This is a genomic window from Pseudomonas gingeri (genome assembly GCF_013386115.1).
Taxonomy (GTDB): domain Bacteria; phylum Pseudomonadota; class Gammaproteobacteria; order Pseudomonadales; family Pseudomonadaceae; genus Aquipseudomonas; species Aquipseudomonas gingeri.
In genome coordinates this window covers 581,314-598,620 of sequence record NZ_JACAOR010000014.1, presented here as the reverse complement: position 1 = coordinate 598,620, position 17,307 = coordinate 581,314, and the positions used below count along the sequence as shown (strand labels likewise).

Here is a 17,307-nt window from a genome sequence, read left to right as displayed (position 1 = left end):
GAGCCCTTTCTTCACTGCCAACCCTTAACCATAACGAGAAAAAAAGAGGAAATCATGATGCGTCCATTCAAAGCCTTGCTTGGATTTGCAACCGCGTTGTCCCTGGCCGGGCTGGCCAGCACCTCGGTGCTGGCCGACGACCTGCCGGGCAACGGCAAGACCATCCGCTTCGTGCAATCGGAAAGCACCGGCGGCAACTATGTCCTGACGAAAATCGCCATCGAGGCCAGCAAGCGCCTGGGCTACGACACCAAGTTGAGCACCGTCAACACCACGCTGTTTTTCCCGGCGGCGGCCCAGGGCGACCTGGACCTGTCGATGGACGTGACCCTGCCGCAACTGCAACCCAGCTTTGACAAGGTCAAGGACCGCACCGAGGTGGTCGGCGCAGGCTTCATTACCGGCGCGGGCTACAACGGCTACATGATCGACAAGAAAACCGCCGACGCCTACGGGATCACCAGCCTGGAACAAATGAAGGACCCGAAGATCGCCGGGCTCTTCGGCAAGAACGGCAAGGCCAGCCTGATCAGTTGCGATCCGGGCTGGGGCTGCGGGGATGTGGTCGACTACCAGCTCGACAAGTTCGGCCTCAAGGACACGGTCAACCCGGTACGCGGCAAATATGAAGCGCTGATGTTCGAAAACGTCGCCCGCCTCAAGCGCGGCGAGCCGGTGTTCTTCTATGCCTGGGCACCGTCCTGGATGACCAACACCATGGTGCCGGGCAAGGACGTGGTGTGGTTGCCGACGCCGTTCGACGCCTTGCCGGGCAATGTCCCGAGCGCGGTCTCGGCGCTGACCCCGGGCGTGGCCGGCTGTGCCGGAGGCGCCGATCCGTGCCGCATGGCGATGGCGGCCTGGAACTGGTACGCGATCGGCAACAAGAAATTCATCGCCGCCAACCCGGCGATCAAGACGCTGGTGGAGCAGATGGCCTTCTCCCAGGCAACCTGGAGCTACTGGGAAAAGACCATCAGCCAGGACGGTTCGAGCGAACGCAATATTCGCAAGCTCGCGGATGACTGGATGAGTGAAAACAAGGCCACGTTCGATGGCTGGATCGCCACGGCGAAAGCGGTCAAGTGACCTAGCGATCGTTCCCACGCTCCGCGTGGGAACGCATCCGGTGACGCTCCGCGTCGCGTTGCACAGGCATCGAGCCTTGCGCCGACTACTGGACGCGGAGCGTCCGGGGCGGCATTCCCACGCAGAGCGTGGGAACGATCAAAAGCCGGCCTCCGCAAGGGACGTATTTATCTTCACCAGAGAAACCCCTGTTTGACGGTCCGCAATCAGAAAAAAACCACTGTCCCACCCCCTCCAAACCGCCAATCCCGTGCAGCACCCTGCCCTAGCATTGGTTCCACTCAGACGATCCGGAGTGAACACCATGACCTATAAACATCCGCTGCTGTTCAAGGCCCTGTGCTACGTCGACGGGCACTGGATCCACAGCGACAGTGCCAGCACCATCGCCGTGCATGACCCGGCGAACCAGCAGTTGATCGGCCATGTGCCGATGCTGGAAAAACCTCAGATTGTCGCGGCGGTGGAGGCCGCGCACCGGGCGTTCGCCAGTTGGCGTGAACTGAGCCTCGATGCCCGCGCCACTGTCCTGCGGCGCTGGGCGGCGTTGATCCTGGAGCATCAGGAGGACCTCGCGCGCATTCTCAGCCTGGAACAAGGCAAGTCCCTGGCCGAATCCCGCGGCGAGATCGCCTATGCCGCCAGTTTCATTCCCTGGTTCGCCGAGGAAGCCCGGCGCCTCTATGGACAGAACATCCCCAGCCATATCCCCGGCGCCCACCTGGGCACGGTCAAGGAACCGGTGGGTGTCTGCGCGCTGCTGACCCCCTGGAATTTCCCCTCGGCGATGATCACCCGCAAGGCCGCCGCCGCACTTGCCGCCGGTTGCACGGTGGTGATCAAGCCGGCCCATGAAACGCCGTATTCGGCCTTTGCCCTCGCCCAACTGGCGGAAGAAGCCGGTTTCCCCGCCGGGGTGTTCAACGTGGTGCTGGGCGAGCCGCAAATGACCATGCAGACCCTGGTGCAGGACAGCCGCGTGCGTTCGGTCAGCTTCACCGGTTCGACCCGGGTCGGCAAACTGGTCCTGCAGGCGGCGGCGCGGGACGTGAAGAAGGTTTCACTGGAACTGGGCGGCAACGCGCCCTTCATTGTCTGCGCCGATGCCGACCTGGAACTGGCGGTGAGGGTCGCGGTAGAAGCCAAGTTCCAGACCTCCGGCCAGGACTGTTGCGCGGCCAACCGCATCATGGTCGAGCGCTCCCTCTACCCGGCCTTCCTCGACCGCTTCGCCGCGGCCGTGCGTGCACTGCGTGTCGGACCGGCCCTGCTGGGCGACCAGGAGCAGACCGTCGACGTCGGCCCGTTGATGCACCAGGCCGCCTTCGACGCAACCGCCGAACGCGTGGCCGACGCCTTGCACCTCGGCGCGCAACGCCTGGCCGGCGGTGAGGCGCACGCCCTGGGCGGCCTGTTCTACCAGCCGACAGTGTTGGCCGACGTCACACCGCAGATGCGCATCTACCGCGAAGAAAACTTCGCCCCCATCGCCGGGGTGATGCCCTTCGACACCCTCGAACAGGCCATCGAAATGGCCAACGACACCGAATACGGCCTGGCCGCCTATGTCTGCTCCAACCGCCTGGACCTGATCTACCCGCTGATCCGCCGCCTCGACCACGCCATGATCGCGGTCAACGGCGTGAAGTTCACCGGCCACCCCATTCCCTTCGGCGGCATGAAGGCCTCGGGGCTGGGCCGTGAAGGCGGCACCGAGGGCTTCGAAGCCTTTGTCGAAACCAAATATTTTTGCCTGCACCACCAAGGCTGATTCCAAGGAGAGCCACCATGAACCCGACACCCGAAGCGCTGTTCGAACAAGACCGTGCCCACTTCATGCACCCCTCGACCCACGCCCATGACCACGCCAGCGGCGCGCTCAAGGGACGCATCATCAAGAGTGCCGCGGGTATCCGTATCCGTGACCACGAAGGGCGGGAATTCATCGATGCCTTTGCCGGGCTGTATTGCGTGAACATCGGCTATGGCCGCACCGAAGTCGCCGACGCCATCTACAAACAGGCCAAGGAACTAGCCTACTACCACACCTATGTCGGCCACTCGACCGAGGCCATCATCGAGCTGTCGAGTCGCATCATGGACTGGGCGCCCGAAGGCATGAAAAAGGTCTACTACGGCCTGTCCGGCTCCGATGCCAACGAAACCCAGATCAAGCTGGTGCGCTACTACAACAACGTGCTGGGCCGCCCGCGGAAGAAGAAAATCATTTCCCGGGATCGCGGCTATCACGGCTCGGGCATCATGACCGGCAGCCTCACCGGGCTGGCCGCATTCCACCAGCATTTCGACCTGCCGGAACAAGGCATCGGCCACACCGTCTGCCCGCACTGGTACCGCAAGGCACCGACCGGCATGGATGAAGCGGCCTTTGTCCGCTACTGCGCCGACGAGCTGGAGAAAATGATCCTCGCCGAAGGCCCCGATACCGTCGCCGCGTTCATTGGCGAACCGGTGATGGGCACCGGCGGCATCGTCGTGCCCCCGGCCGGTTACTGGGCCGCGATCCAGGCCGTGCTGAACAAGTACGACGTGCTGCTGATCGCCGACGAAGTGGTCTGTGCCTTTGGTCGCCTGGGTTCGAAGATGGGCAGCCAGCGCTATGGCATGCGTCCGGACCTGATCACCACCGCCAAGGGCCTGACCAGCGCCTATGCGCCGCTGTCGGCGGTAATCATAGGCGAGAAGGTGTGGAGCGTGATAGAAGCGGCCTCGACCCGGGACGGCGCCATGGGCCACGGCTGGACCTACTCCGGCCACCCGATCTGCGCAGCGGCGGCCCTGGCCAACCTCGATATCCTCGAGCGCGAGAACCTCACGACCAATGCCGAGCAGGTCGGCGGCTACCTCAACCGCCGTTTGCGCGAAACCCTGGAAGGTCATCCGCTGGTGGGCGAAGTGCGTGGTGATGGCATGCTTGCCGCTGTCGAGTTCATGGCCGACCGTGAGCAACGCACGCCGTTTGACGCCGCCTTGAAAGTCGGTCCGAAAGTCTCGGCCGCCTGCCTCGAACGCGGCATGATCGCCCGGGCCATGCCTCACGGCGATATCCTCGGCTTCGCCCCGCCGCTGATCCTGACCGAGCAGGAGGCGGACCTGATCGTCGACATCACCCGGCAGGCGATCGATCAGGTCGCCGGTGAAGTCCTCGGTTGAGACCTGCTCCCCGCAGGCGCGCTTGCTCGCGAAGGTCGGCGACGATAACGTGTCCATCCCGGATGAATGCATCGTCTACCCGTCCTTCGCGAGCCTGCTCGCGCCTGCACATGTCGCCTGCGGAGTTCGTTACTGATGCACAAGCTTGACCGTTATGACCTGAATATCCTGCGCATCCTCTCGGAGGACGGGCGCATCACCAAGTCGAACCTCGCCGAGGCGATCAACCTCTCGGTGACACCGGCCTGGGAGCGTGTGCGCAAGCTGGAGAGCGCCGGCCTGGTAAAGGGCTACCGCGCCCTGATCGACTGGAACCAGGTGTTCAAGAGCCAGCAACTGCTGGTGGAAATCACCCTGGCCCGGCACACGGCCCAGGACATGCGCCGCTTCGAGCAACGGATGAGCGATGCCGGGGAAGTGCAGTTCTGTTATGCCACCGGTGGCGGCGTCGACTACATCGCCATGATCCAGGCCGCGGACATCGATCAGTACCAGCGTTTCATCGATCAGTTGTTGCTGGAAGACCTGGGCATCGAGCGCTACTTCACCTATATCGTCACCAAGACCATCAAGACCGGCGGCGCGCCACCGGCCCAGGCATTGAACGCGTTACTCGCCACGGACTAACCCCAGCCGCCAGCCTCTTCGGCCCCCCCCTGCCGGACCTCGCCGTCGCTGCGCGGCAGGATGATCCTGGGCGCGAACTCCGAGCGCCGCGTTCCTTCGAGAACGTCCGCCGGCAGCTCGCCGAAACGTTCCTCGGCCTCACGCGCCACGGCGTTGCCAACAATGAAATCCGCGCGCGTCGCCCCGGAAAACCGGTACTGGCGAGCCAATCCGAAAAGGCTGCGAAACACCTGCCCACTGGCGCTGATCCAGCGCTCCATGGTGCGCCGGTCGATCAATGCCGTTCTATGGGCCAGCAGCAGTTGGCGAACGATGCTGTCGTAATCGATCAACAGATACACCGCCAGGAAACCCAACCGGGACCTGACGACCAGCGGCAAGGTTACAGGCTGGATGCTGAGGTTTTCGCCGAGGCTGATCTCCGCGGGCAAGCGGCTCATGAGTGGCTCCAGTTGTTCCCGGATCTGCGCCAGTTCGGCTTTCGAGCCTTGCAGTTTTTCCTGAAGACGGATGATCCAGAAGTCGGAATAAGGATCATCCAGGGCCGCGCCGCGCGCGACCCTGCTGATCAGGCCGAGAAATCCGACAAGGCCCATGATGCGTTTTTTCTCTTCGCTCGCGGGCCGGCCTTGCCAGACCTGAGTCGCATGCCAGGTGTGCAGCGTAAAGCTCATGGCACTGCGTAGCGGGCCGATTTCGAGAGGGGAAAAGCTGGACATCGCATACTCCTGATGAGTGAAGGTCAGGGCAGCAGTGTCATCGGCAAGGCGTCGTCCGTCAGTCGGGAAACAGGTTGGCGACCGATCTGTTTTTATCCGCCGGCCCTCCCCCCGTAGCCGTCTTTGCACATAGCAACATGTTCTAACAAGACGGTTAGCGGCAGCCGCTTTTATCTACTAGGCTTTTGCGCTCATGGAACCGGTCCGGCTTGGTCAGCGGGCCTACTGCTCAGGGAGACATTGATGACCCCCGTACGTATCGCCGAACGCACCTACCGCACCTGGTCCAGCCCGATCCTGCTGGAACTCAAGGAGCGCGCCCACCAACTGGACACGCCCTCGCGCGAAGCCTTGCTGAATGTGCTGGTCGAGCGCCGCCTGATCGATATCGGCAGCCCGACCGGGGAGGAACGACGCAAGGCCGGACAGTCCGGCCTGCGTTAGCGGACTACTTCTTCCCCTCGTAGTTGACCATCCAGGCAATGCCGAAACGGTCTTCGAACATGGCGAAGCTTTCCGCCCAGAAGGTTTTCTCCAGTGGCATGAAGACCTTGCCGTCCGTGCTCAAGCCATCGAACAAGCGCCGGGCCTCGTCCGCGCTGTCGACATTCAGCGACACCGACACGCCCTGTGGCTTGTGGTACGGCTGGCCCGGCGGGCAATCGGAGGCCATCAGGCTGAAGCCGCCCACGGTCAGGCAGGCGTGCAGGATCAGGTTCGCATCCTTGGGCATGCCCACCTCGGCGGGCGCCTCGGCAAAGGACATGGAAAACACCTTGCCACCGAGCACCTTCTGGTACAACGCAAAGGCTTCCTTGCAGTGGCCGTTGAAGGTCAGGTAGGGAATGATTCTCATGGTGGATCTCCTGTTGTCAGGTTTCACGATTGACCGGACATCTGCGTCCGCAGGCGTTCTTCCTGCTCGCGCAACTCGGGGGTAAAGGCCTCGCCAAAATCCTCGGCCTCGAAGATCTGGCGGATTTCGATTTCGCTGTCGCCGGCCATCGGGTTGGGGCAGCGCTTGACCCAGTCGATGGCTTCCTGCAACGACTGCACCTGGAAAATCCAGAAGCCGGCGATCAGTTCCTTGGTTTCGATAAAGGGTCCATCGACAACGCTGCGGCGCGTGCCGGAGAACTGCACGCGGGCCCCCTTGGCGCTGGGGTGCAGGCCCTCGCCGGCGAGCATCACGCCGGCCTTGACCAGCTCTTCATTGTAGGCGCCCATGGCGGCCAGCAGTTCTTCACTGGGCATTTGCCCGGCTTCCGATTCCGGGGTGGCCTTGACGATCACCATAAATCGCATGGTCTTTTCTCCTGATAGTGGGTGAACCGCCCCGCTGGCGGTTCTACGGGTTAATCGAACGGCCATCGGCGTAATCGACACCGCGCTGAAATTATTTTTCCGCCGGGCCGCCGGTCCGGTTTTTCCGTTTGCCGGGGGTGAGTGTCGAGAACGCGCGCGGTCAATCGACTAAGCATAGAAGTACCCCATCCGCCACTCGACAAACCCGCCGGGCGGCGACGCCGCCAAGGAGATCTCGTGATGAACGAGCGCACTGTTGAACAGCATCCCGTGGTATCGCGCCAGGAATGGCTGGCCGCACGCCAGCAGCACCTGGCCCGTGAAAAGGCCTTCAGCCACCAGCGCGACCAGCTCAGCGCCGAACGCCGCGCCCTGCCCTGGGTACGGATCGACAAGGACTACCACTTCGAGGGCCCCCACGGTCGACAACGACTGGCCGATCTGTTCGGCGACAACAGCCAGTTGATCGTCTACCACTTCATGTTCGCCGACGGCTGGACGGAAGGTTGCACGGGCTGCTCGTTCCTCGCCGATCACTTCGACGGCGCGAACCTGCACCTGGCCCATCATGACGTCTCGTTTGTCGCCGTGTCCCACGCCCCGTGGGCGCAGTTCCAGGCCTTCAAGCAGCGCATGGGCTGGCACTTCGACTGGTTGTCGTCGGCCGGCAGCGATTTCAACCATGACTTCGGTGTCAGTCCTTCGCCGGCGGAAAAAGCGGCCGGCAAGACCCGGTACAACTACGAACTGATCGACAGCAGCGAGGAGGAGTTGCCCGGCCTCAGCGTGTTCTACCGCAACCCCGAGGGTGAGATTTTCCATACTTATTCGACCTATGCACGGGGCCTGGACATCCTGGTGGGCACCTACAATTTCCTCGACCTGATGCCCAAGGGCCGTAACGAAACCGGGACCATGAACTGGGTCAGGCACCATGACCGCTATGAACATGCCGGGCAATCTGCCTGCTGCGGCTCCCACGCCGATAAAAAGTGAGATCGCCCGGGGTTCGTCATAAGATCCCCGGACCGCGACAAGTTCATGCCCTCTGGTGCCCCGACCGGCAATTCAGAGGGTTCCTACAAAACCCGCTGACACCGCTCCAGCAGCACCCGGCCGAAAGACCGGGTGCCGACACACTGCGCGCAACGATTCCCCGATAAAGTAGTTAATATCGAAAAGCCATATCCCGTATCGCCCCCATATAGAGAGGAAAAATGGATTCTCCTGCAGTCTCGATCGGTCAATCTCCGGATTTCGCCCTGGCCCTGTCCGGCGGCGGTGTCCGGGCCATGGTGTTTCATCTGGGCGTGCTCAAGTACCTGGCCGAGCAAGAAGCCCTGGAACGGGTCAGCCAGCTCTCGACCGTCTCCGGCGGTAGCCTGCTGGTGGGCCTGATGCTGCATGAGAACGGCGGGCAATGGCCCGCTTCGGTGGACTTCCTGGAGAAGATCTATCCGCGCCTGCGCCACCAGCTCTGCTCGCGCAGCCTGCTCTGGAGCGCCCTGCGCCAGCTGCTCAACCCGCTGAACTGGCGCTTCATCATGTCCCGGGCCAATCTGCTGGAGTTGGGCTTGCGCAACGAATGGGGCGTGAATGGGCTGCTGGCGGACATCGGTGCGAGGCCGGACTGGTCGATCAATGGCACCACCGCCGAGAACGGCAAGCGCTTTCGCTTCAAGCGGAGCAATATGGGTGACTACTCCATCGGCTATGCCAGCACCCTCGGCGTTCCCCTCGCCAAGGCCCTGTCGGTGTCGGCGGCGTTCCCCGGTGGCATCGGTCCGCTGGCCCTCGACAGTCGTCGTTTCAAATGGATGCAACGGGGCTGGAATGCGCCGCTCGACAGCGCGGTCGAGGCGACATTGCCTTTCCCCACGTTGCACCTGTATGACGGCGGAGTCTATGACAACCTCGGCCTGGAGCCGTTCTTCGACGCTGCCACCGGACGCAGCAAGCGCTACGAATACCCCATCGTCGTGTCCGATGCCGGTGCCCCGCTCAAGCCCGGGTTCCAGGCTGGCATGCTCAGCCCCTGGCGACTCAAGCGCCTGTCGGACATCATGTCCGACCAGTCGCGGGCCCTGCGCACGCGAACCTTTGTCGAATACCTCAACCAGGCACCGGGACGCGGCGGCTACCTGGGCATCGCCAGCGCGCTGATCGAGGCTCCGGCCGGCAGCGACGCGGCATTTGCCGCGAGCTTCGCCACCAGCCTGAATCGCCTCGAACCCGAGGTGTTCGATCGTATCGCCCGGCATGGCCATGCCGTCGCCCAGACGACCGACCGGCACTACGCTGTCCTGCTGCCGCCCGCCGTCACCGCCAGGCCCACCGCGCCGGCCTGATACGACTCAAGGCACCATCAGTACCCCGAGACTGGCGCTGACCACCAACGCGGTGCCGGCAAACTGCAGCGGCACCATGGGCTGGCTCAGTACCATGTAACCGGCCAGGGCGCCGACCGCCGGCTCGACGCTCATCAGGATGCCGAACGAAGACGCTGGCATCCGCCGCAGGGCGATCATCTCCAGGCCGTAGGGCAGCAACGGCACGAACAGCGCGAGCCCGGCGCAGCTGGCGACCTGCAACCACGGCAGGTGCCCGCCGCTTTGCCACAATCCCAGGGGCGCGGTTATCACTGCCGCCGCGAGCAACGACACCGACAAGCCTTCAAACCCCGGAAACAGCGTGCCGACCCGCTTCATCAGCAGGATGTAGGCGCCCCAGCCGGCTGCCGAGCCGAACGCCAGGGCCAGTCCCAGCGGTTCGCCGATCCAGCCCTGGTCGTTGCGCGCCAGCAGCAGCACACCGGCCATCGCCAGCAGCGGCCAGATCAGCGCCCGCCAGCGGCGTATGGCCAGGCTCGCCAGCAGCAGCGGGCCCAGAAACTCGATGGCGATTGCCAGTCCCAGGGGAATGCGCTGGATCGATGCGAAAAAGCAGCTGGTCATCACCGCCATCGCCAGGCCCAGGCTGGCCGCGGCCCCCCAGCGCGACAGGGAATAGGTGCGCAGTGGAGGCCGCACCACCAGCATCAGAAGGGTCGCGGCCCAGCACAGGCGCAGCCAGGTGGTGCTTAGGGAGCCGTAGGTGTCCATGGTCGGTGACGACAAGGCGGCACCGAACTGGACCAGACACATCGACAGCACGCACAACGACGCCGCCAGCAACAACGCCCGACGGGGTGTCCGCGGTGCGGCGGCCACGGGGAGCACGACGGTATTTTCCTGCATGACAAAACCTCCAGTGAACGTCAGGCCATCCTAGCCAGCCACCCGGACTTCAAATAAGCTGATATTTCTTATCCCCACTTAACGGATATTGATAATGCGCGACCTCGACAGCAACCTGTTGCGAACCTTTGTCACTGTCGCCGAAACCGGGGCGGTCGGCACCGCCGCCCAGCGCCTGGCCCGGACCCAGGCCGCCGTGAGCATGCAACTGCGCCGTCTGGAAGAGGACCTGGAGCGACGCCTGTTCGACCGCTCCCCGCGCGGCCTGCGCCTGACCGAGGCCGGTCATCTGCTGCTGCCCTACGCCCACGGCATTCTCGGCGCCGGTGCCGATGCGCGGCGGGCGCTGTCCATCAGCCAGGTGGCGGGAACGGTGCGCCTCGGCCTGCTGGAGGACATTGCAGTGGGCAGCCTGCCGCGGGCCTTGCATCGGTTTTCCGCGGCGTACCCGCATATCACCCTGGAGATCACCATCGACAGCAGCGCGGCAATGTCCGCCAGGCTGCTGGACGGTGCGCTTGATATCGTCATCGGCGACTCCCAGGGTATCGACGCCCAACCCCAGGTGAGCTGGAACCAGCCGTTGTTCTGGGTCGGCGCCCGTGGCCTGGTGCTGGACCCCGACCTGTCCAGCCGGATCGTGCCGCTGGTGACCTTCGGTGGTACCTGCCTGTGGCAACCGCGGGTCGCGCAGACGCTGAAACAGGCCGGTATCGCCTGGCGCGTGGTGTGCAGCAGCACCAGCCTGCCGGCGGTGCAATCGGCGGTCGAGGCCGGCCTGGGCATCGCCGTGCTGCTGGAAAGCAATGTCCACCCGCAGAGCATGCGTGTACTGGGCCCCCTCGATGGCCTGCCGCCGGCGCCAACCGTCGATTTCGGTCTTTACGTGCGTCGTGTTCCCGCGGCCCAGGCGGCCGCGGTCCGGGCCTTGCAGCGCTTCCTGGAAGAAGAACTGAATATCGCCGCCACCCTGCCCCTCGACCCGAAAACGGCAGACGCCCTTCCCGAAAGTCTATGAAGGCCAGCAGCTTGGCTGCCTGTGATAGAATAGATGTTTACGTGAATCTATTAACAGGAGCCCCTCATGCCTCGCGTCTCGCGCAAACAGGCCGAACTCAACCGCGAAATCATCACGGATGCCGCTGCGCGGCTGTTCCGTGAACGTGGCCTCAAGGGCCTGAGCGTGATCGAGGTCATGGGCGCGGCCGGGCTGACCCATGGCGGCTTCTATGGTCACTTCGACTCCAAGGAGGCCCTGGCGGCCGAAGCCTGTACGCGCAGCTTCGCGCAATCGACCGAACGCTGGCAGCAGCGTACGGCCGAAGCCCTCAGCCCGGAGGCGGCACGCCAGGCCATTGTCGAGCATTACCTGAGCACGGCCCACCGCGACAACCCCGGCGAAGGCTGCCCGGTGGTGGCCTTCTGCGGCGACCTGGCCCACGAAGACGCCGACAGCGCCGTGCGCCAAAGTTACGTCGAGGGCCTGGAAAAACTCCTGGGCGCCTACGCCGGCTTGCTCGACAGCGCCGAACCCGAGGCGCGCAAAGCCGCCCTGGTGCAATATTCCTTGCTGGTCGGCGCCCTGGCCCTGGCGCGTTCGACCCGTGGCCAGGCGATCTCCGATGAAATCCTCGAAGCCACTCGCGCCGCCCTGCTACCGGCCAACGGCTGAATCAGTCGCCTGCCGCCGTCAGCTCGAAATAGAACACCGCGCCCTTCCCCGGGATCGACAGCAGACGGATCTGGCTGTCATGCAGTTGCAGGATACGGCGCACGATCAATAGCCCGAGACCGCCGGAGCGGCGGTCGCCGTCATGGTTGAAGGGACGGCGAAAGAGGTTTTCCAGCAGCTTGGCCGGAATCCCCGGCCCGGTATCGCTGACCGTCACCTGCACTTTCCCCGCCTCATGCACCAGCGCCACCTCGATGGTTCCGCCTTCGGGGGTATGGCGCAGCGCATTGTCGATCAGGTTGGTCAGCACCCGCTCGATCATGCCCAAGTCGGCGGTCACCATCGATGCACCCCGCGGCAGTACCGCCAGCAGTTTCGACTGGCGGGTCTCGGCCATCAGCTCGAACTTCTGGAACACGTCCTGGATCAGGTCGCTGAGGGAGAAATCCTCGCGTTCCAGACGCACCGCGCCGTGCTCCAGGCGCGCCAGCTCGAACAACGCCTGGGCCAGTTTGCCGACCTTGTTGCTCTGGGCCAGGGCGATCCCCAGGTAACGCCGGCGCTCGTCGGCCGCCAGCACCCCGTCCTTGAGCGAGAGGGTTTCCAGGTAGCCGTGCAAAGAGGCCAGCGGCGTGCGCAGGTCATGGGAGATATTCGCCACCAGCTCGCGGCGGTCCTGGTCGAGCTGGGTCAGGGTCCGCCATTGCTCGCCGATACGCGTGGCCATTTGCGCAAAGCTGGCTTCCAGCACTTCGATTTCGTCACGGCTGCCGAACCCCGCGGTCGACAGCGCCGGCAAACGGGCAGGCGGCACGTCGGTGTCGAAATCGCGCATGGTGTCGGTCAGGCGGCGCAATGGCCGGGTGATCAGGCGGAAAGCGATCAAGCCGGCGATCAGCCCGAGCAACGCCACCAGGGTCATGGCCCACAAGGTGGTCCGCAGGACCGAACTGGCCGAGACCCGCGCGGCCAGGCGGTCATGCTCTTCGCCCTGCAGCACCACGTAGAGATAGCCCAGGTCCTTGCCGCCGCCCTGCAACGCGGCGGCACTGAACACCTTGCGCCCGTCATTGCTGCGCGGATCGTCACCGAGGATCGGCAAGGGCTGGTCGTCGAGCAGGCGCCGGATCGGCCGCAGGTCGACATGGTCGCGCTTGAGATGCCCCTGCGGCGCCGCATCGCCGGTGATCCGTCCGCTCGGGTCGAGCAGATAGACCTCGACGCTCGGATTGACGTTCATCAACTGGCCGAACAGCGCCCGCACCCCCTCCATGGTCAGGCCTTCGGTGCCCACCAGGCGGTTTTCCAGGGCGATGCTACGGGCCAGGTCGCGGGACAACCCCTGCACCACTTCCTTCTCGTGCATGTCGCTGGCCCGTACCTGCAACCACACCGACGCGCCGCAGCAGGCCAGCAACAGGATCGAAAAGACCACGGACAAGCGCTGGGACAGGGTCAGGTTCATTCGGCACGTCCCGAAGGGGCGAAGCGATAACCCCGGCCCCAGACCGTGAGAATCCGCTCGGGTTGCGCCGGGTCGACCTCGATCTTCGCCCGCAGGCGATTGATATGGGTGTTGACCGTGTGTTCGTAGCCATCGTGCTGGTAGCCCCAGACCTGGTTCAGCAGGTCCATGCGCGAGTAGACCGTGCCGGGGTTCTTCATGAAGAAGTGCAGCAGGTCGAATTCCCTCGGCGTCAGTTCCAGGTACTGGCCGTTGACCTCGGCCTGGCGGGTCAGCGGATCGAGGCTCAGGCCGTTGAGTTCGAGACTGCCGGCATCGACCTTGAGGCTCTTGGCCAGGGCATCGACCCGACGCAGCAGCGCCTTGACCCGCGCCGCCAGCTCGAGCATGGAAAACGGCTTGGCGAGGTAATCGTCGGCGCCCAGTTCGAGACCGAGCACCCGGTGCATTTCACTGGAACGGGCGCTGGTGATGATGATCGGTGTATAGCGCGCCATGGCCCGCGCCTGGCGACAGATCTCCAGGCCGTCGACGCCCGGCAGCATCAGGTCGAGGATCAGGGCATCCCACGAGCCCTTTTCCAGTTGTGCCAGCCCCAGGTTGCCGTCGGCGCAATGGGTGACCTCATAACCTTCGTCACGCAGGTGCAGGCTCAACAGCCCGGCCAGGTGCAGGTCATCCTCGACGATCAGTATGCGTTTGGGTGAATCCATGGGCAGCGTTCCTGCAAGAAAATCCGGGGCCGGCACGGCCAGCAAAGCCTGATTCATTGTGCCGGATCGGTACGCGGAAATATTCACAATTAATTTAACTTTACGGGAGGATTTGGCGACCGTTACCCGCCGACACTGCAAGCCTGATCAATTGCCGTGGAAGTGACGCCATGTCCTCCAGAAGACGCTTTCTTTTCTCCAGTGCCGCCGCCCTGCTTGCCGCCGGCTTCGTCGACTGGCGCGCCGTGGCCGCCACCCTGGGTGCAAATGCTGCCCCCGCCACCCCGGACGAAACCTTCGAAGTCACCCACAGCGATGCCGAATGGCGCACGCTGCTGGACGCCAACCAGTACCAGGTGCTGCGCCATGAAGGCACCGAGCGGCCTTACAGCAGCCCCCTCAACGACGAGCACCGCGACGGCGTGTTTGCCTGCGCCGGCTGCCAGCTGACGCTGTTCTCCTCCGCCGCCAAGTTCGACAGCCACACCGGCTGGCCGAGCTTCACCGCGCCGCTGGAAAGTGCCGTGGCGACCCGCCGCGACACGTCGCTGGGGGTTTCCCGCACCGAAGTGCACTGCCACCGCTGCGGCGGACACCTGGGCCATGTGTTCCCCGATGGCCCGCGGCCGACCGGGTTGCGCTACTGCATGAACGGCGTGGCCATGACCTTCGCCCCGAGTGCCGCCTGACCGCTCCATCACGATTTATCACAAGGATCTGCAACCATGTTTCTACTTGTCCTGGCGTACCTGGGCGGTCTGCTGACCATCCTCAGCCCGTGCATCCTGCCGGTGCTGCCGTTTGTCTTCGCCCGCTCCGGCGAACCGTTCCGCCGCAGCGGCCTGCCCCTGCTCTGCGGCATGGCCCTGACCTTCGCCCTGGTCGCCACCCTGGCGGCCGTCGGCGGTGGCTGGGTGGTCCAGGCCAACCAGTACGGCCGTTGGCTGGCCATGGCGCTGATGGCGTTCTTCGCCATTACCCTGCTGTTCCCGCATCTCGCCGATCGCCTGGCCCAGCCACTGGTATCGGCCGGTGATCGTCTGTCGCGTTCGGCCCAGGACGGCAGCGGCCAGCCAAGCGTCAAGTCGTCCTTCCTGCTGGGGATCGCCACCGGCCTGCTGTGGGCACCCTGCGCCGGACCGATCCTCGGCCTGATCCTCACCGGTGCCGCGCTGCAAGGCGCCAATATCGGCACCACGCTGTTGCTGCTGGCCTATGCCGCCGGTGCCGCCACGTCGCTGGCCGGCGCGCTGCTGGTGGGTGGCCGGCTGTTCACGGCGATGAAACGCAACCTCGGCACCGGCGAATGGCTGCGCCGGGGCCTGGGCGCGGCGATGCTGGCCGGCGTGGTGGCGATTGCCCTGGGCCTGGACACCGGCCTGCTGACCAAGGTTTCCACGGTCGCCACCTCCGGTATCGAACAGAAGTTGCTCGACACCTTGACCCCGGTCGTGCAGAAGGACGCCCCGGCGCAAGGCGGCGCGATGATGGCCGCGGTCAACAGCGACCAACCCGGCGGCAGCATGATGGCGATGGCCGCCAAGACCGGCGGCAACGAACGCGCCCTGCCGGTGGAAGGCACCCTGCCCGACCTTTCGGGCGCCGTGCAGTGGCTCAACTCGGCCCCACTGAGCGCCGCCGACCTCAAGGGCAAAGTGGTGCTGATCGACTTCTGGACCTACTCCTGCATCAACTGCCTGCGCAGCCTGCCCTACGTCAACGCCTGGGCACAGAAGTACCACGACCAGGGTCTGGTGGTGATCGGCGTGCACGCCCCGGAGTTCGCCTTCGAGCGAGATATCGACAACGTGCGCCAGGCCGTCGCCAAGCTGGGCATCCAGTACCCGGTAGCCATCGACAACAACTACGCGATCTGGCGCGGGTTCAATAACCAGTACTGGCCGGCGCATTACTTTGTCGACGCCCAGGGTCGCGTGCGCTACCACCACTTCGGCGAAGGCGACTATGCCGGCTCCGAGCAGGTCATCCAGCAACTGCTGGCCGAAGCCGGTAACAAGAACGTCTCCGGCGGCATGGTCAGCACCCAGGCCCAGGGCGTGATGCAGGCCGCCGACGAGTCGGAAGTGAAGTCGCCGGAAACCTACGTCGGTTATGACCGCGCCGAGAACTTCGCCTCCCCTGGCGAGCAGGTCGCCGACAAGCCGAAGAACTATGCCGCGCCGCAGCAACCGGCCCTGAACCAGTGGGGCCTGGAAGGCAACTGGACCGTTCACTCGGAACAGGCCGCCCTCAACCAGGCCTCGGGCAAGGTCATCTACCGCTTCCACGCCCGTGACCTGCACCTGGTGCTCGGCCCGGCGAGCGACGGCAAGCCGGTGCGCTTCAAGGTGCTGATCGACGGCAAGGCCCCCGGCGCCAACCACGGCACCGACACCGACGCCAATGGCGCGGGCAGCGTGACCGAGCAGCGCCTCTACCAACTGGTGCGCCAGGCCGGCGATATCGGCGACCACACCTTCTCCATCGAGTTTCTTGACCCGGGTGTCCAGGCCTACGCCTTCACCTTCGGTTGATAGCCAAGAGGATAAACAGCATGAACAAGTCCGTGAGTCAGAAGAAACCCAGGTCGCCGCTGCTGATGATCGCCGGGATTGCCGGCGTGGCGCTGTCGGTGCTGATGATCCAGCGTTTTGCCGGGGCCGCCGAGACCGCAGTGCAGATCGCCCCGCCCGCGCTGGATGAACCGGCAAAGGCCGGCCAGGCCACGGCGGTGTTTGCCGGCGGCTGTTTCTGGGGCGTCCAGGGGGTGTTCCAGCATGTGCGCGGAGTGCAGAACGTGGTCTCCGGCTATACCGGCGGCGCGGCGGGCACCGCGCATTACGAGGATGTCGGTGAAGGCACCACCGGCCATGCCGAGTCGGTACAGATCACCTACGATCCGGGCCAGATCAGCTACGGCAAGCTGTTGCAGGTGTTCTTCTCGGTGGCCCATGACCCGACCGAACTCAATCGTCAGGGCCCGGACAGCGGCACACAATACCGTTCGGCGATCTTCCCGGTGAATGCCGACCAGGAAAAGGTTGCCCAGGCGTATATCGAGCAGTTGAACGCGGCCAAAGTGTTTCCGTCGGCGATTGTCACCCGGATCGAGGACAACAAGGTCTTCTACCCGGCCGAGGGCTATCACCAGAACTACCTGACGCTGCACCCGTATGCGCCGTATATCGCCATCAACGACATGCCGAAGGTGGAGAACCTCAAGCGCATGGATCCGGACCTCTACCGGGCCGATCCGGTACTGGTGCCGGACGTGCAGTGAGTTCGATGGCCTATTCGCGGGCAAGCC

18 protein-coding genes are annotated in these 17,307 nt (G+C 64.4%); 12 read left to right on the top strand and 6 right to left on the bottom strand.

Annotation, left to right across the window (positions count from 1 at the left end):
• Positions 1–54: 54 nt before the first annotated feature.
• The 4 genes from proX to HX881_RS29425 all read left to right on the top strand — a co-directional run bounded on the left by proX (position 55) and on the right by HX881_RS29425 (position 4,890).
• Positions 55–1,089 (top strand): glycine betaine/L-proline ABC transporter substrate-binding protein ProX, encoded by a 1,035-nt coding sequence (proX, locus tag HX881_RS29440; RefSeq protein ID WP_177088068.1) that lies wholly within the window; start codon positions 55–57, stop codon positions 1,087–1,089.
• Positions 1,090–1,393: 304 nt separating this feature from the next.
• Complete coding sequence (locus HX881_RS29435; RefSeq protein WP_177088066.1) at positions 1,394–2,860, top strand: NAD-dependent succinate-semialdehyde dehydrogenase; 1,467 nt, start codon at positions 1,394–1,396, stop codon at positions 2,858–2,860.
• Positions 2,861–2,877: 17 nt separating this feature from the next.
• The gene (locus HX881_RS29430; RefSeq protein ID WP_177088064.1) at positions 2,878–4,263 is read left to right on the top strand and encodes an aspartate aminotransferase family protein; all 1,386 of its coding nucleotides are present in this window, start codon (positions 2,878–2,880) and stop codon (positions 4,261–4,263) included.
• Positions 4,264–4,398: 135 nt separating this feature from the next.
• A complete protein-coding gene (locus HX881_RS29425) occupies positions 4,399–4,890 on the top strand; it encodes an Lrp/AsnC family transcriptional regulator (protein WP_177088062.1) in 492 nt (163 codons plus the stop codon).
• Here HX881_RS29425 and HX881_RS29420 read toward each other — a convergent pair.
• Positions 4,887–5,609 carry a PFL_4669 family integrating conjugative element protein gene (locus HX881_RS29420; RefSeq protein WP_177088060.1) on the bottom strand — a complete coding sequence of 241 codons (723 nt, stop codon included), beginning with the start codon at positions 5,607–5,609 and terminating at the stop codon, positions 4,887–4,889. The genes HX881_RS29425 and HX881_RS29420 overlap by 4 nt on opposite strands.
• 243 nt (positions 5,610–5,852) lie before the next feature.
• Here HX881_RS29420 and HX881_RS29415 point away from each other — a divergent pair, with 243 nt between their 5' ends.
• Positions 5,853–6,053, top strand: a complete 201-nt coding sequence (locus tag HX881_RS29415) for a hypothetical protein (RefSeq protein WP_017126640.1) — start codon at positions 5,853–5,855, stop codon at positions 6,051–6,053.
• Positions 6,054–6,057: 4 nt separating this feature from the next.
• Here the strand turns inward: HX881_RS29415 and HX881_RS29410 are convergent, their stop codons facing one another.
• Positions 6,058–6,465, bottom strand: a complete 408-nt coding sequence (locus HX881_RS29410; protein ID WP_177088058.1) for a VOC family protein — start codon at positions 6,463–6,465, stop codon at positions 6,058–6,060.
• 23 nt (positions 6,466–6,488) lie between these two features.
• Positions 6,489–6,914 (bottom strand): YciI family protein, encoded by a 426-nt coding sequence (locus HX881_RS29405; RefSeq protein ID WP_177088056.1) that lies wholly within the window; start codon positions 6,912–6,914, stop codon positions 6,489–6,491.
• Between the two features lie 240 nt (positions 6,915–7,154).
• On the opposite strand from HX881_RS29405, the gene HX881_RS29400 reads away from it, so the two are divergent.
• Positions 7,155–7,910, top strand: coding sequence for a DUF899 domain-containing protein (locus HX881_RS29400; protein WP_017126643.1), 756 nt, complete (start codon positions 7,155–7,157; stop codon positions 7,908–7,910).
• Positions 7,911–8,131: 221 nt separating this feature from the next.
• Positions 8,132–9,262 (top strand): patatin-like phospholipase family protein, encoded by a 1,131-nt coding sequence (locus tag HX881_RS29395; protein WP_177088054.1) that lies wholly within the window; start codon positions 8,132–8,134, stop codon positions 9,260–9,262.
• 6 nt (positions 9,263–9,268) lie between these two features.
• Here HX881_RS29395 and HX881_RS29390 read toward each other — a convergent pair whose 3' ends face one another.
• The gene (locus HX881_RS29390) at positions 9,269–10,150 is read right to left on the bottom strand and encodes an EamA family transporter (protein WP_017126645.1); all 882 of its coding nucleotides are present in this window, start codon (positions 10,148–10,150) and stop codon (positions 9,269–9,271) included.
• 94 nt (positions 10,151–10,244) lie between these two features.
• Between HX881_RS29390 and HX881_RS29385 the strand changes: the two genes are divergently transcribed.
• Together HX881_RS29385 and HX881_RS29380 are read left to right on the top strand one after the other, a co-directional pair.
• Positions 10,245–11,168 (top strand): LysR substrate-binding domain-containing protein, encoded by a 924-nt coding sequence (locus HX881_RS29385; RefSeq protein ID WP_017126646.1) that lies wholly within the window; start codon positions 10,245–10,247, stop codon positions 11,166–11,168.
• Positions 11,169–11,234: 66 nt separating this feature from the next.
• Complete coding sequence (locus HX881_RS29380) at positions 11,235–11,822, top strand: TetR/AcrR family transcriptional regulator (protein WP_177088052.1); 588 nt, start codon at positions 11,235–11,237, stop codon at positions 11,820–11,822.
• Position 11,823: 1 nt separating this feature from the next.
• Here the strand turns inward: HX881_RS29380 and HX881_RS29375 are convergent, their stop codons facing one another.
• Both HX881_RS29375 and HX881_RS29370 read right to left on the bottom strand, forming a co-directional pair.
• Positions 11,824–13,287: a sensor histidine kinase gene (locus HX881_RS29375; RefSeq protein ID WP_177088050.1), complete on the bottom strand. Its 1,464-nt coding sequence runs from the start codon at positions 13,285–13,287 to the stop codon at positions 11,824–11,826.
• Entirely contained in the window at positions 13,284–14,000 is a 717-nt protein-coding gene (locus HX881_RS29370; protein WP_017126649.1) for a response regulator transcription factor, read from the bottom strand. Before HX881_RS29370 ends, HX881_RS29375 begins: the two co-directional genes overlap by 4 nt.
• 170 nt (positions 14,001–14,170) lie before the next feature.
• Here HX881_RS29370 and msrB point away from each other — a divergent pair, with 170 nt between their 5' ends.
• The 3 genes from msrB to msrA are packed head-to-tail and all read left to right on the top strand — an operon-like array spanning position 14,171 to position 17,280.
• A complete protein-coding gene (gene msrB / locus HX881_RS29365; RefSeq protein ID WP_177088048.1) occupies positions 14,171–14,689 on the top strand; it encodes a peptide-methionine (R)-S-oxide reductase MsrB in 519 nt (172 codons plus the stop codon).
• 36 nt (positions 14,690–14,725) lie between these two features.
• Entirely contained in the window at positions 14,726–16,534 is a 1,809-nt protein-coding gene (locus HX881_RS29360) for a cytochrome c biogenesis protein DipZ (protein WP_017126651.1), read from the top strand.
• Positions 16,535–16,554: 20 nt separating this feature from the next.
• Positions 16,555–17,280, top strand: coding sequence for a peptide-methionine (S)-S-oxide reductase MsrA (msrA, locus tag HX881_RS29355; RefSeq protein WP_177088046.1), 726 nt, complete (start codon positions 16,555–16,557; stop codon positions 17,278–17,280).
• Positions 17,281–17,307 lie beyond the last annotated feature (27 nt).

What these genes read in the sequence shown, in the direction of transcription:
- HX881_RS29380 (WP_177088052.1), top strand. Translation starts at nt 11,235, where the DNA reads ATGCCTCGCGTCTCGCGCAAACAGGCCGAACTCAACCGCGAAATCATC.
- HX881_RS29420 (WP_177088060.1), bottom strand. Translation starts at nt 5,609, where the DNA reads ATGTCCAGCTTTTCCCCTCTCGAAATCGGCCCGCTACGCAGTGCCATG.
- msrA (WP_177088046.1), top strand. Translation starts at nt 16,555, where the DNA reads ATGAACAAGTCCGTGAGTCAGAAGAAACCCAGGTCGCCGCTGCTGATG.
- HX881_RS29360 (WP_017126651.1), top strand. Translation starts at nt 14,726, where the DNA reads ATGTTTCTACTTGTCCTGGCGTACCTGGGCGGTCTGCTGACCATCCTC.
- HX881_RS29430 (WP_177088064.1), top strand. Translation starts at nt 2,878, where the DNA reads ATGAACCCGACACCCGAAGCGCTGTTCGAACAAGACCGTGCCCACTTC.
- HX881_RS29385 (WP_017126646.1), top strand. Translation starts at nt 10,245, where the DNA reads ATGCGCGACCTCGACAGCAACCTGTTGCGAACCTTTGTCACTGTCGCC.
- HX881_RS29425 (WP_177088062.1), top strand. Translation starts at nt 4,399, where the DNA reads ATGCACAAGCTTGACCGTTATGACCTGAATATCCTGCGCATCCTCTCG.
- HX881_RS29405 (WP_177088056.1), bottom strand. Translation starts at nt 6,914, where the DNA reads ATGCGATTTATGGTGATCGTCAAGGCCACCCCGGAATCGGAAGCCGGG.
- HX881_RS29395 (WP_177088054.1), top strand. Translation starts at nt 8,132, where the DNA reads ATGGATTCTCCTGCAGTCTCGATCGGTCAATCTCCGGATTTCGCCCTG.
- msrB (WP_177088048.1), top strand. Translation starts at nt 14,171, where the DNA reads ATGTCCTCCAGAAGACGCTTTCTTTTCTCCAGTGCCGCCGCCCTGCTT.
- HX881_RS29435 (WP_177088066.1), top strand. Translation starts at nt 1,394, where the DNA reads ATGACCTATAAACATCCGCTGCTGTTCAAGGCCCTGTGCTACGTCGAC.
- HX881_RS29375 (WP_177088050.1), bottom strand. Translation starts at nt 13,287, where the DNA reads ATGAACCTGACCCTGTCCCAGCGCTTGTCCGTGGTCTTTTCGATCCTG.
- HX881_RS29415 (WP_017126640.1), top strand. Translation starts at nt 5,853, where the DNA reads ATGACCCCCGTACGTATCGCCGAACGCACCTACCGCACCTGGTCCAGC.
- HX881_RS29390 (WP_017126645.1), bottom strand. Translation starts at nt 10,150, where the DNA reads ATGCAGGAAAATACCGTCGTGCTCCCCGTGGCCGCCGCACCGCGGACA.
- HX881_RS29410 (WP_177088058.1), bottom strand. Translation starts at nt 6,465, where the DNA reads ATGAGAATCATTCCCTACCTGACCTTCAACGGCCACTGCAAGGAAGCC.
- proX (WP_177088068.1), top strand. Translation starts at nt 55, where the DNA reads ATGATGCGTCCATTCAAAGCCTTGCTTGGATTTGCAACCGCGTTGTCC.
- HX881_RS29370 (WP_017126649.1), bottom strand. Translation starts at nt 14,000, where the DNA reads ATGGATTCACCCAAACGCATACTGATCGTCGAGGATGACCTGCACCTG.
- HX881_RS29400 (WP_017126643.1), top strand. Translation starts at nt 7,155, where the DNA reads ATGAACGAGCGCACTGTTGAACAGCATCCCGTGGTATCGCGCCAGGAA.